The sequence below is a fragment of the Hyphomonas adhaerens MHS-3 genome (genome assembly GCF_000685235.1).
Lineage (GTDB): Bacteria > Pseudomonadota > Alphaproteobacteria > Caulobacterales > Hyphomonadaceae > Hyphomonas > Hyphomonas adhaerens.
The window spans coordinates 1,858,103-1,870,716 of the sequence record NZ_ARYH01000001.1 but is presented as its reverse complement, the minus strand read 5'-3'; the positions used below and the strand labels follow the sequence as shown (position 1 = coordinate 1,870,716).

At 61.9% G+C, this 12,614-nt stretch carries 9 protein-coding genes and 2 tRNA genes; 6 read left to right on the top strand and 5 right to left on the bottom strand.

Annotated features, from left to right (window positions below; genetic code table 11):
• Nucleotides 1–200 precede the first annotated feature (200 nt).
• Entirely contained in the window at nucleotides 201–362 is a 162-nt protein-coding gene (locus HAD_RS18565; RefSeq protein ID WP_199285847.1) for an entericidin A/B family lipoprotein, read from the bottom strand.
• A gap of 146 nt (nucleotides 363–508) precedes the next feature.
• Here HAD_RS18565 and HAD_RS18380 point away from each other — a divergent pair, with 146 nt between their 5' ends.
• On the top strand, nucleotides 509–682 hold the full coding sequence (locus HAD_RS18380) for a DUF1328 domain-containing protein (RefSeq protein ID WP_035570646.1): 174 nt from the start codon (nucleotides 509–511) through the stop codon (nucleotides 680–682).
• 84 nt (nucleotides 683–766) lie between these two features.
• On the opposite strand, the gene HAD_RS09180 is transcribed toward HAD_RS18380, so the two are convergent.
• The 3 genes from HAD_RS09180 to HAD_RS09170 form a co-directional block, all read right to left on the bottom strand.
• Entirely contained in the window at nucleotides 767–2,578 is a 1,812-nt protein-coding gene (locus HAD_RS09180; protein ID WP_035570645.1) for a sensor domain-containing diguanylate cyclase, read from the bottom strand.
• Between the two features lie 128 nt (nucleotides 2,579–2,706).
• Nucleotides 2,707–2,780, bottom strand: a tRNA-Gly gene (locus HAD_RS09175).
• Nucleotides 2,781–2,805: 25 nt separating this feature from the next.
• Nucleotides 2,806–2,889 (bottom strand) — tRNA-Tyr (locus HAD_RS09170).
• A gap of 108 nt (nucleotides 2,890–2,997) precedes the next feature.
• Between HAD_RS09170 and HAD_RS09165 the strand changes: the two genes are divergently transcribed.
• From HAD_RS09165 to HAD_RS09155, 3 genes are all read left to right on the top strand, one after another.
• Nucleotides 2,998–3,834, top strand: coding sequence for a TrmH family RNA methyltransferase (locus tag HAD_RS09165; protein ID WP_035570643.1), 837 nt, complete (start codon nucleotides 2,998–3,000; stop codon nucleotides 3,832–3,834).
• A 50-nt stretch (nucleotides 3,835–3,884) separates the two neighbouring features.
• Nucleotides 3,885–4,796 (top strand): hypothetical protein, encoded by a 912-nt coding sequence (locus HAD_RS09160; RefSeq protein ID WP_035570641.1) that lies wholly within the window; start codon nucleotides 3,885–3,887, stop codon nucleotides 4,794–4,796.
• Between the two features lie 107 nt (nucleotides 4,797–4,903).
• Nucleotides 4,904–7,738, top strand: a complete 2,835-nt coding sequence (locus HAD_RS09155) for a phosphoenolpyruvate carboxylase (protein WP_035570638.1) — start codon at nucleotides 4,904–4,906, stop codon at nucleotides 7,736–7,738.
• Nucleotides 7,739–7,747: 9 nt separating this feature from the next.
• On the opposite strand, the gene HAD_RS09150 is transcribed toward HAD_RS09155, so the two are convergent.
• Nucleotides 7,748–8,737: an aspartyl protease family protein gene (locus tag HAD_RS09150; protein WP_162177490.1), complete on the bottom strand. Its 990-nt coding sequence runs from the start codon at nucleotides 8,735–8,737 to the stop codon at nucleotides 7,748–7,750.
• Between the two features lie 143 nt (nucleotides 8,738–8,880).
• Between HAD_RS09150 and HAD_RS09145 the strand changes: the two genes are divergently transcribed.
• Together HAD_RS09145 and HAD_RS09140 are read left to right on the top strand one after the other, a co-directional pair.
• The gene (locus HAD_RS09145) at nucleotides 8,881–10,131 is read left to right on the top strand and encodes an acetyl-CoA C-acetyltransferase (protein ID WP_035570636.1); all 1,251 of its coding nucleotides are present in this window, start codon (nucleotides 8,881–8,883) and stop codon (nucleotides 10,129–10,131) included.
• A 204-nt stretch (nucleotides 10,132–10,335) separates the two neighbouring features.
• Nucleotides 10,336–12,555, top strand: coding sequence for a TonB-dependent receptor (locus HAD_RS09140; protein WP_051596068.1), 2,220 nt, complete (start codon nucleotides 10,336–10,338; stop codon nucleotides 12,553–12,555).
• Nucleotides 12,556–12,614: the final 59 nt, after the last annotated feature.

Genomic DNA, 12,614 nt, shown 5'->3' with positions numbered 1-12,614 from the left:
GTGATGGCCCTTGCGCTGGCTGGCGTCCTGTCACTTCTTTCGTGCCTGCGCGCCGGAAACACACCTTCAGCCACCCGCACAACGGACGGGGCGGTTCTTTTGCTCACCCACAAGCAACCCTGAGCGGTTGAATTTCCTTTCTCCGCATAAAGAAAGAGCGCACCGGCCTGGTGCGCTCTTTCCTCCCCGATGCCGAAAATCTAGTTCGACATCTCGTCCTTGACTTCATCTGCCGAGTCCTGGATCACACTGCCGCCAGCTTCGATGTCTTCACCAGCACCGGCAACAGTGTTGCAGGCCGCAGCCATCAGCGTGATCAGTCCGAAGCCTGCAATCTTGAGAGCATTCTTAGCGGTTTTCATGAATAATTCCTTTCCGTTGAACCATGCAGCAGCAACGTTTGACCAAGAGGAATGTTCCCGGATTTTTTCGCGGAACACTTTGATGGCAGGTCCGTTATCTGACTATCGGCACCAACGCCGAAGGGAAACGAACAAAGGAGATCAACATGCTTGGCTGGGCCATCGCATTTTTCATTCTCGCCATCGTCGCTGCGGCTCTTGGCTTTGGCGGTATCGCCGGCGCTTCTGCCGGAATCGCGCAAATTCTGTTTTTTGTCTTTCTCGCCCTCCTTGTGCTGACCTTCGTGGTCCGCGCGGTGAAGGGGAAAAGCGTCACCTGACGCGACGCTTACGGAACGCAGTAAAAAATGGGCGCCCAAGGCGCCCATTTTTTTCGTTTGATGACATCAGGACTGTTTGCCAGGTCAGGCAATGCGTGTGTGCGCAACTTCCGGAGACGCTGCGACCGTCACGCGATTACGTCCGGACGCTTTCGAACTGTAGAGCGCCGCATCGGCCAGGGCGAAGAGGTCCTCCCCGCTGCCATGATCGGGCGTCGTTGCAACACCAAAGGACGCGGAGATGTCAGAGATAACCAGATCACCCCGCACAATCGAGATCTGCTCAATCTCCCTGCGGATTGCCTCTGCGCGGCTTGCGGCAACGTCAGCCGAGACCCCTGGCAGCAGGACTGCAAACTCCTCACCTCCATATCGAAATGCGAGACCGTCTTCCCGTGTCAGCCCGCCGAGCACCTGCGCCACTTCGCGCAACACATCATCACCGGCGGCGTGGCCATAGGTGTCGTTGAACTTCTTGAACTCATCCACATCAATCATGATGACGCTGACTTTGCCGCCTGAACGCTTTAGGTCGCCCAGCGCGTCTTCAACCTTCTCCTCCATCCGCCGGCGATTGGAGAGGCCGGTGAGCGGGTCTGCCATCGCCATTTCGTGAAGCGTCTCACGAAGCCGGATGTTCGAAAGCGACAAGGCAATGTTCTCTGCCAGCATCTGAATATAGGTTTCTGCGCGACTGCTCGCTTCGGACTCCTCGGGCAGTTCCATATAGAGGAGGCCGACAACCTCGCGCTGGGTCATGAGGGGAATACAGACGGACTGCTTCTCGTCCTCGTCCGCACCCTCCAGGTGGGCGCAAGGCACGTCCGCGTCCGCTTCGCGATGGTAGTGCATGGTCCCCCGGCGAAGGCCCCAACAATCATTCATCATGAACTCAGACGCAGCCTCGCGCGGGGTCAGCCATTCACAGGACGCCACCATTCCAGAGGCGTCATGGTTGAGCACATAGAGCCGTCCGGCGCAGTTCGGGATAATGACTGGCACGAAGCGGCGCACCACACCTGCGATCTCTTTCATGGTGTCACAGGCCTGCATGCGCTGTGTCATGCGAGACATAAGATTACGCAGCTGCAGGTCATGTTCGAGCTCGGTTTCAAGGCGCTGGCGCTCCAGCCCGTTCTCGCGGAAGACACGGATGGCCTGCGCCATGTCACCGATCTCGTCGACCGTGTCGTATTCCATCATCTCCGTATCGTATTCCTGAGCGGCCAGACGACTGACGACATCGCTGAGCTTGACGACCGGTTTCAGAATCCGCCGCTTCAGCACATAATACAGGACGATGAAGAAAATGAACGCCGTCGCCAGCACCACCGTTTCCGATACAGCACGCCAGAAGCGCGCGAGGCGCTCGGCGGCGAGCACTTCATTGTTGGTGCGCTGATCGAGCAGCGAGTGGAAAGTGTTGATCCGGGCGTCGATCAGGTCCAGCTCATTCTCATAGTGCGACCCGAACAGGTATTCCCGTGCCGCCGCATCATCACCCGTCTGGTAAGCGTCGATCGCAGCGTCCTGCTCGTCTGACAACTGATCGGCCATCTGGACCGCTTCGGACAGAGCCCTAATCTCCGCATCGCCGGCACCGATGTCCTCGATCGCAGCGATACGGGCTTCATCCTGCTGCACGGCCTGCCGGAGGTGGAGATAGTCTTCGAGAAACTCCTCTTTCCCGGTCACGACATATTCCCGCGCTCTGTCCGAAAGCCGCAGAACGTCATTTCCGACGGCCGCAGTCCGCTCTTTCAGTTCATCGGCACGGCTGACTGCCGCACGCTCGTCTTCGAGCGCGCTGGACGCAAGAAGCATGGTGACGCCGCCGGCAAGGGTCAGCAGCACGGTGGCTGCATAAGCGATATTCGTAATTGTTCTCAGGCGCATAGGCTGAGCCATACACCAGAGACGTTAAGCCCATTTCTCCTATAAACCGCCAAATTTTATCGATTTGGCACAGTCCAGCTTCAGACCCTCGGTCTGGTTGCGACTTTTCCGCGGCTGGGATGAAATGCTGGAGCGGGTAGACGGAATCGAACCGACATACTCAGCTTGGAAGGCTGCTGCACTACCATTGTGCTATACCCGCGCCGTAAGCATGCAGCCGCCTGAAGTGGTGGAGGGAGCTGGATTCGAACCAGCGTACCTTGCGGACCAGATTTACAGTCTGGCGGTTTTAACCACTCACCCATCCCTCCACGGGACCTCACGGGCCGCACGGCGTTGACGCCGTCCGACCGGGGCTTCACATAGGCGCCGCAGCACCGCCGATCCACTCCGGAAGCGGCCTTATAAGGAAACACCAAATGCCGCGCAACCATGGAAGACGGCGAAATGCACACGGCCGCCCGGGCCGGCCGCAGGACGGCGGCCCTCCGTCGGGGCACCGGCCGGGCCCCCGGCATCCCAATAAAGGCCACACATCTGATGAATCAGGAGTCTGGATCTGGGGAATTCATGCGGTCGAAGCGGCGCTGGCAAACCCGGAACGCAAGCTGATCCAGCTGCTGGCGACCGAAAATGCCGCGGCCCGCCTGCCTGCGGGATCGCCAGAACCGCAGATCGTGACGGCCAAGGACATCGACACGCGGCTGCCTCCCGGTTCGGTCCACCAGGGCCTCGCCCTGCGCGCCGAACCGCTGGACCCGGTCGCGCTGGAAGACCTGATCCATGAGGGCGTGGACCGGATTGTGGTGCTGGATCAGGTATCAGACCCCCACAATCTTGGGGCCATCTACCGGTCGGCTGCCGCATTCGGCTTCGGCGCGCTCGTTCTGCAAACCCGGAATGCCCCGCCAATCACCGGAATCGTTGCCAAAAGTGCTGTTGGCGCCATCGAAACCGTGGCCGAGGCCCGCGTCGTGAACGTTTCCCGTGCCCTCGAACAGCTGGGAGAGGCGGGGTATCACACGGTCGGCCTGGCCGGTGAGGGCAAAGCCGACATCGCGCAGGCCGTCAAAGGGGCCGGGAAACTGGCCATCGTGCTGGGCGCCGAAGGTCCGGGCCTCCGCCCGGGCGTCGCCAAAGCCTGCGCCGAACTTGCCCGCATCCCGATCAGCGCAGCCATGGAAAGCCTCAACGTGTCCAATGCTGCCGCAATTGCCTTCTACGAAGCAGCCCGGAACAGTTTTCCCGGCGCCTGAACCTCTGCTAGGGTCCGGCCGGGATTCACCGTACGGAGCACGTGATCGCCATGTTGAGATTCTTCTCGATTCTTGTCCTTCTGGCTGGCCTGATCGTGGCGGGCTATGGCGGCGCCCGCATGCTGGAGCTGTACGGACCTGGCAACGCGATGACGAAATCTGCGGCGCTCGAGTCAGACATGGCGGAACCGGCACCTGCAGAAGAGGCGTTCGTCGAAGACGAGGTCATGGTCGAAGCCCTGCCGGAAGCCGAGCCTCTGCCGCCCGGCCCGGAAGACGAAATCCTGGCTGAAACGGCCTCCGTCCCGTCCCTTTCCCGCTCTGTGCCCGCGCCGACGCTGGACCAGCCAATGTCCAATCCAGACGGCCTGTCAGGCAGTGGATCCGCCGCGGCTGAATCCATGGCGAGGGTCGAAGTGGCCCCGGATGTCATGGCACCCACCCCATCCGATGCGTTCCTGAACAATCTCAAGACAGTGCCGGTAGCCCACGAGACGCCGACAACCGCCGAATACAAACGGCCCTTCGAAGCCGTTCTTGCCATCGACGCCACCGGCGATTCCACGGCCGTCGATGCCCTGCCGGGCCATGGCAATATTTCAGAGGGCACAGCCCAGGTTTCCAAAACGGTCGAGGCCCGCCTGTCCGGGTCGGGTTTTGCCATCAAGGCGATGACCCCGGAACAGCAAACCATCTCGCCACTGACCGAGAACACCTGGCGCTGGTCCGTCACCCCGCTGACGGCCGGCAATCAGGAACTGACCTTCGACATTTATGCCATCGATGAGGGCCCGGCCGTGCCGTTGCGCACGTTCCACAATACGGTGACCGTGCAGGTGACCGGCATCAACCGCGCGATTGCCTTCGCCGATCAGGCCAACCCGCTCGCCGTATTCCTCGGCGGGATCGGCTCCGTGCTCGCCGGCCTGTTTGGCGCCATCAAGTTCGTCCGCCGCCGCTAGGATATCCGGCACAGCCGCCTGTTATCTCCAGTCAGGCGCCGTATTATGCTTCCGGCGGGAGAGGTTCGCTTTGACTTTCCGGTCAAAGGCCGGTTTGACTCGCGGGTATGAACAAGACGTCCTCCACGCCGCCTTTAACCCTTGATGCCGCGCAGGAATTTCTGCGCGAACAAGCCCAGCGGATCGACATTGATCCGATGACCAATTCGGTCTTTGCGCTGACCCAGACCCTGTTCCGGGACATGGAAGACGGAAAGGCCAGCCAGGCAGGCCTCACGGCGCTGGCCAATGAAGTCCATCTCGAACTCATCGACGAACGGGCCAGCCGTTTCCGCGCCCAGCATGCCGGGGCCGACGAAACCGCCGCCTGGGCCCCGCTGCTCTCCCGGCTGGAGGAAATCGCGAAGCAGGGGTTCGATGCCTTCGCAGAGGCCGTCGCGCAGGAACGCGGCGGGCTGGTCTTTACCGGCCACCCGACCTTCGCCCTGTCGACAGAGCTGCGGGCCGCCTTCGCCGACCATGTCGGCAAGCCGACCAAAGCCAGCCGCGCCCGCCTCGCAAAACTGATCAAGGCCGACAGCCGCGACTGGAACCAGGCCATCAGCCTCTATGGCGAACATGAGGAAGTGCAGACCGCCCTCGAAAATGCCGCGCATGCCCAGCGGAAGATGGCGGAAGCCATTCTCAAAATTGCGAGGACATCTTTCCCGGATCGTTGGCGGGAGCTTCGCCCGGCGATGCCAACGTTGGCATGCTGGGTCGGCTATGACCTCGACGGCCGGGCCGATATTCACTGGTCGCAATCGCTGACCTTCCGCCTGACGGAAAAGGCCATGCAGCTGGAGCGGTATGCTGACCGGCTGGGCACGCTGCTTGCCGCCCATGGCAAGGTGCCGGGCCTCAACGGCCTCGCCCGCCGCCTCGCCGCCGCGGCCCGGCTTACCCGGTCTCATGCAGAACTGTTCGCGAAAGACCTGACCGATGCCGACAATCTGGTCGCGGCTGCCAATGCGCTGACCGGACATGACCAGCATATCATTCTCGATGCCGCCGCAATCACAGCCGTGCTCGACTCTGCCATCCCGGCCGCAAGCGATGCCCTCGCCGCGGACCTGATCGCCTTCCGGGCCGAAGTCGCCGCCCAGCAACTCGGCACCGCCCGCATCCATTTGCGCGTCAACGCGGCCCAGGTGCGGACGGTCATCAACCGGGACCTCGGCCTCGAGACAGAAGATCGCGAGCTTGGCCGTGTGGCGCTGGCGGAACTCGCCCAGAAGGCCCGCAAGTCAAAACCCGTGAACGTCAATTTCGGCGACCTGTTCATGGAGCAATCGACGGCCCGGCGGCAGTTCATGATGTGCGCTCAAATCCTCAAGCACATCGATGCCGGCTCGGTCATCCGTTTCCTGATCGCCGAAAGCGAAAACCCGGCCACCGTGATGGGCGCGCTCTATCTTGCCCGCCAGTACGGTGTCGATGAGATGCTCGATATCTCACCGCTGTTCGAGACGCCGGAAGCCCTGGAAACTGGAGGCCGCTTCATCGAACGGCTGCTGGAGGAGCCCGAATTCCTCGCCTATGTGAAAGAGCGCGGCTATCTGTCGATCCAGCTCGGCTTCTCCGACGCTGGACGGTTCATCGGGCAGGTCGCAGCCGACATGGCGATTGAGCGCATTCACAATCTTATCTCGCGCGCGCTTGCCGCGAAGAATGCCGATGTCGACCTGCTGATCTTCAACACGCATGGCGAGTCCATGGGGCGGGGCGCATGGCCGGGCACATTCGAACAGCGGTTCGACCATTTGCTGACGCCCTGGACCCGGGCCGGCGCGGAGATGCGCGGCCTGAACCTGCGCCATGAAGTCAGCTTTCAGGGCGGGGACGGTTACCTGCACTTCGCAACGCCTGTCCTGGCGGACGCGACCATGGCCGCCTGGGGCGTGCACATTTTCAAACCGGTCGACGAAGCGTCGAAGACAGACCCGTTCTATACGCGAACGGACCTCGTCTGGGACTTCTACCGCGCCCTGCGCGCCTGGCATGAACGTTTGTTCGTGAACCCGGATTACGGGCGCCTTCTGGGCGCGTTCTCCAGCGGACTGACGGTCAAAGCAGGGTCACGGCCGAAGCGCCGCGCGGCCGGCCCTTCCGGCCCGCGATCCCTGCGCGCGATTTCCCATAATGCCACGCTGCAGCAACTGAGCGTTCCGGCCAACACCGCCGCCGGAATCGGCTCGTCCCTGCAGCGCGAGACGGAACGGCTGGTGGAGCTGATCGATACCAGCCCGCGTATGCGCCAGCTGGTCTTCCTCGCTGCGAAGGCCCGCGGACTGACCAGCCTGCCCGCTTTGCGCGGCTATGCCAGCGTCTATGATCCGGGCGTCTGGATCGCCCATGCCCGCATGATGAAGACCGAAAGCGGCGCCGCCGCCTACAGGGCCGTCTACTACGCCTTGCGAGCCGATGAGACAGCCGTCTCCATCAACCGGATCGCCAACCTGCTATCGGTCGACTTGCGCCGGTTCGACCGGCTCACTGCCCAGCTGCAGGATGCCCCATCCACGGAAGAGCGTCATGAAAACCGTCTCGCCCTGCACGTGCTTCACGCCGTTCGACAGGCATTGATGATGCGGGCCTTTGCCCTGGCCGGCCGCTTGCCGCGGCTTTCGGAACGTCATGATGCCAGCGCCCGCGACGTCGTGAACATGATTGCGGAAATGCGCTTTGCAGAAGTGGTCGAGCTGTTGAGTGAGATCTTTCCCCGCGCCCGCGATCAGGACACACCTCTGCAGGCCCTGACCGAACCCGGCAGCCAGACCCGAAGCACGTCATATGGGTACGAACGCATCCACAAGGACATCATTGCGCCGCTGGACGAAATCGGCCGGACCCTACACGGGATCAGCCTGGCCATCACACACGCCTATGGCGCATTCGGTTAGGCGCAGCGATCAAAATTCCGGAATATTCGTGTCCCGGGCGTTAAAGTTGAGGCCTCTGGAAAAGCGGCGGCTGGTCGGCAGGCTCAGGACGACTCTGTTGCGCCGGCGGTCGATCTGCAGCCGGAAAGACGACAGGAGGTCGAGGCCAATCACCATCGCCGGTTCTTCGTGCATACCAAGATATTCAAACAATGGCGGGTCGCTCACCAGGATATCCATATCCGACACCCGGTAATCTCCGATCTCCAGGACTCTCAAAGTGGCAACGCGCAGGGACTGGTCACCCCCTGTGGCTCCCTGGAGGATCTGTGTTTTTTCTTCGTTCGTTTTCGTATGGGAGCTTTCCGCAAACCGGCTGTTGATAAAGGTCACGCTGGATCCGGTATCAATCAGTGCCCGGCCTTTACGGCCATTGATCCGGACTTCTACGAAAATCAGCCCGTTCTCATCGGCGTATTTCAGTGAACTGGATACCCGGCGGACGGACCGGTCGGGCCGCCCGTCATAGACCATCACCTGCATGTTCTCGAAATCGAAGTCGATCACATCGCCTTCAAAAGCGCTCGCGGGCAGGACATTCTGAGCGCCCGTGACATCCAGATCCACGTTCAGGGCAACCGGTACATCCTGCTTCATGACGTTCCCGATCAGCAGCGTCTCCAGCTCGACAACAGGATAGATACCCTCTCCGGTCAGGCCCAGTACGTTGATCAAAGGCGGATTTTCTTCAACGTCCAGAAGCTCGGCCAGACGCGCCGTGCGCCGGTTGATCATCGGAAAAGTCGCTGCGGTGTCGATGATACCGGTCGTTCGATCGTTCCCGTTCACTTCCAAGTGCACGACCATATGATGATATTCATTCACCTCGAACGGGATAACCAGACGTTCGTTGGCAAACGCCGGAAAGCAGCCCATCAGGGCCAGAACGCTGAATAAGGCACCTTTGACATGCCACCGGTCCGCCATTTTGGTCGGCCCGCGTTTCGACTCCCTTGTCATCTTATGAATATCCCACATTCGATAGAATATTCAAAGTCACACTGTATTGACGTTAGGGACTCTGCCCCGGCGTCACGACTTCCGCTGCCCCTTACGTTCGCGTAAACCTGCGCCATACTAACTGAGGAAACCGGAGACTGATCATGGCTGAGGCCTTCATCATTGATGCTTGCCGCACACCGCGCGGTATCGGCAAAGTTGGCAAGGGATCGCTTGCCCACCTGCACCCGCAGCACCTGGCCGCCACCGTGCTGGGCCAGATCGCCGAGCGTAACAAGCTCGACACCGCCACCGTGGACGACGTCATCTGGGGCACGTCCAGCCAGCGCGGCGCCCAGGGCGCCGACATGGGCCGCATGGCTGCCCTCGACGCCGGCTATGACGTGAAAGCTTCCGGTGTCACGCTCGACCGCTTCTGCGGCTCCGGCATCACCACTGTGGCACTGGCCACGGCTCAGATCATGTCGGGCATGGAAGACTGCATCGTGGCCGGTGGCTGCGAGATGATGAGCTACACGGCGGCGACCGCCGATCCGAAAAACCCGCCGATGATGGACGCCGGCAACCTGCACCTGCGCGAGATGCACCCGCAATCGCAACAAGGCTGCTGCGCCGATGCCATCGCGACGCTGGAAGGCATCAGCCGTGAAGCCGTCGACCAGCTGGCCGTGGTCAGCCAGGAACGCGCCGACCGCGCCCTGAAGGAAGGCCGTTTCGACAAGTCGGTCGTGCCTGTCTACAACCGCGACGGTTCGCTCGCCCTCGACAAGGATGAGTTCCCGCGCCCGGGCACCTCGATGGAAAGCCTCGCTGGCCTGAAGACCGTGTTCAACATGTTCTGGGACGTGCCCGTCGACGACAAGGGCATGACTTATGGCGGCCTGATCGAGAAGAAATACCCGCAGCTGAAAGGCAAGATCCAGCACGTGCACCATGCCGGCAACTCGTCCGGCGTTGTCGACGGATCCGGCGCCATCCTGGTGACGTCCGAGGACTATATGAAGAAGCACGGCCTGAAGCCGCGCGCCCGCGTTGTGGCAACGGCGAACATGGGCGACTGCCCGACGCTGATGCTGAACGCGCCTGTTCCGGCCGCGCAGAAAGTGCTGGCCAAGGCTGGCCTGACGACCGGCGACATCGACGTCTATGAGATCAACGAGGCCTTCTCGGTTGTGGCCGAGAAGTTCATCCGTGACCTCGATCTCGACCGCAGCAAGGTCAACATCAATGGCGGTGCCATGGCGCTTGGCCACCCGATCGGCGCAACCGGCTCGATCCTGATCGGCACGGCGCTGGACGAACTTGAGCGCTCCGGCGGCCGCTACGGCCTGGTCACCATGTGCGCCGCTGGCGGCATGGCCCCGGCAATCATCATCGAGCGTATCGACGCCTGATCGCCTGATTGATCACCTGCCTGACGGCAGATTCTGACAAGCGCCCGGTTCTGGACAAGGACCGGGCGCTTTTCGCTTGGGATGCCCCAGAATCCACAAATGCAAATGCGCCTGAGAATTATTTGCAAAATTACTTGCGATTAATTCTCATTTTCATTAGGCCCCTCCTGAACGGTCACAAACAAAGGCCTCAGGGAGAACTAAATGAGACAAGCCATTCGCAAACCGCGGAGCCTCCGCGCACAGGTCGGCATGTATGCGGCAGTCGCCGTTGCAGCCACCGCGCCGGCCTTCGCAGACGAGCCCGACGAGCCGGAACTGCGCAATGAAACCATCACCGTCACCGACGTAACAGCTGACACCAATCCCTATGGCGACCCGGACGCACCCTACCGGGCCATCCGTTCGGCCAGCGGACTGTTCACCGAAGACCTGCTGAACACGCCGAAGACCATCACGGTCATCACCGACGAAACGCTGCACGACCTCGGCGCCAAATCCTTCCGGGACCTGTTCCGTGCCCAGCCGGGCATCACGCTCGGCACCGGCGAGGGCGGCAACGCGTTCGGCGACCGGATCTTCATCCGCGGCTTCGATGCCCGGAACGACGTCTATGTCGATGGCGTGCGCGACCCCGGCGTGGGCTCCCGCGAGACGTTTGCCGTTCAGCAGATCGAAGTGCTGAAGGGCCCATCCTCTGCCTTCGGCGGCCGCGGCACGACCGGCGGCGCTGTCAGCCTCGTCTCCAAGAAACCGGGCAAGGGCGACTGGGGCGATGTCGAGTTCACCCTCGGCTCCGATGCCACCCGCCGGGCCACCCTGGATGTGAACCACGAGGTCACCGACACCTTCACCGTCCGCGTGAATGCCATGACGCACAATTCCGAGGTCGCCGGGCGCGATGAAGTGTTCAACGACCGCTGGGGCGTTGCCGCCGCCGCAGAGTGGACTCCCACGGACGCGCTGACCTTCGGCGTCGACTATTATCACCTGTCCTCCGATTACCTGCCCGACTGGGGCCACCCCTATGACACCGAGAACAACCGCCCGTTCGCTGTGAACCGGGACAATTTCTACGGCGTCCTTTCCCGCGACTACGGCGAGACCTTTGCAGACGTCTACACGGCCAACGCAAACTGGGTGATCTCCGACAAGGTCGAATTCGATTCCATCCTGCGCTACGGCCAAAGCAAGAATGCCTACACCGCTTCGGCCCCCGAACGGCCGGATTCGGTCGCCCGCACCGTCAGCGCCAACGGCAAACGCCGCGACGCGGTGACCGACTACTGGACCAATCAGAGCCGGTTCACCTTCCGCTTCGACACCGGCACAATTGGCCACACGCTGGTGACCGGCATCGAGCTGTCGCGTGAGGAAACGCTGAACCGCCAGCGCGTCTTCACGGAATGCGCTGAACTGCCGTGCACCGGCGCGACCTCCAACCCGCTGCTGAACCTCGACCGCCCGGACAATTCCATTCCGTGGGGAAACGATACCGAGGTGACCGGACGTCCGGTCATCAAGACGGAAACCGCCGCGCTCTATGCCCTCGACACGCTGACGTTCAGCCCGCAATGGGAAGCCTTCATCGGCGTGCGGGCCGACACTTACTCCGCCGACGTCACCGGCCTGACCGAACGCGACGGCTCAGCCGCGCCGGACCGCTCCGCCGACAGCGACTTCTTCAACTGGCATGCCGGCCTCGTGTACAAGCCGGTGGAGAATGCCTCCATCTATGCGAGCTACTCCTCCGCCTCGAACCCGCCCTGCGAACAGCTCGACGCCTTCGCGCTGGACTATGGCGGCTGTGATGCCCGCATCACCACGATGGACCCGATCGACAACACCTCCTTCGAACTCGGCGCCAAATACAATCTCGGCGGCCACCTGGACCTGACCGCGGCGGTCTTCCAGATCACCCGCGACGGTGTCCCGATCTCGCTTGGCCGGGGCGTCGCAGGCACCGGCGAGCAGGAACAGGAAGTGACCGGTGTGGAGTTCGGCATCGCCGGCAACATCACCGAGAACTGGAGCCTGTTCGGCGGCCTCACCCTGTTCGAGACCGAAGTGACCGACAGCACGATTGCCTCCCAGATCGGCGAGATGTTCCCGAACGTCTCCGAAGAGAGCTTCACGCTGACCTCCCGCTACCAGATCACCGACCGCCTGCACCTTGGCGGCACGGCCGGGTACAACAGCGAGAAGTTCGGCGGCACGGTCGCGGCCGGTTCCACCTTCGTGCCGGACTATTGGCGCGTGGACTTCTTCGGCGGCTACCAGCTGACCGACACAATGGAAGTGACCTTCAATGTGCTGAACGCCACGGACGAGCTCTATTACGATGCGCTCTACCGCTCCGGCACGCCGTTCTCCTATGTTGCCCCGGGCCGCTCGGCCCTTGTGACACTGGACATCGACTTCTGATCATCCGAAAGAGGGGCGGCCCTTCCGGGGGCCGCCTTTCCAGTTTTCCGGTAGAGTGA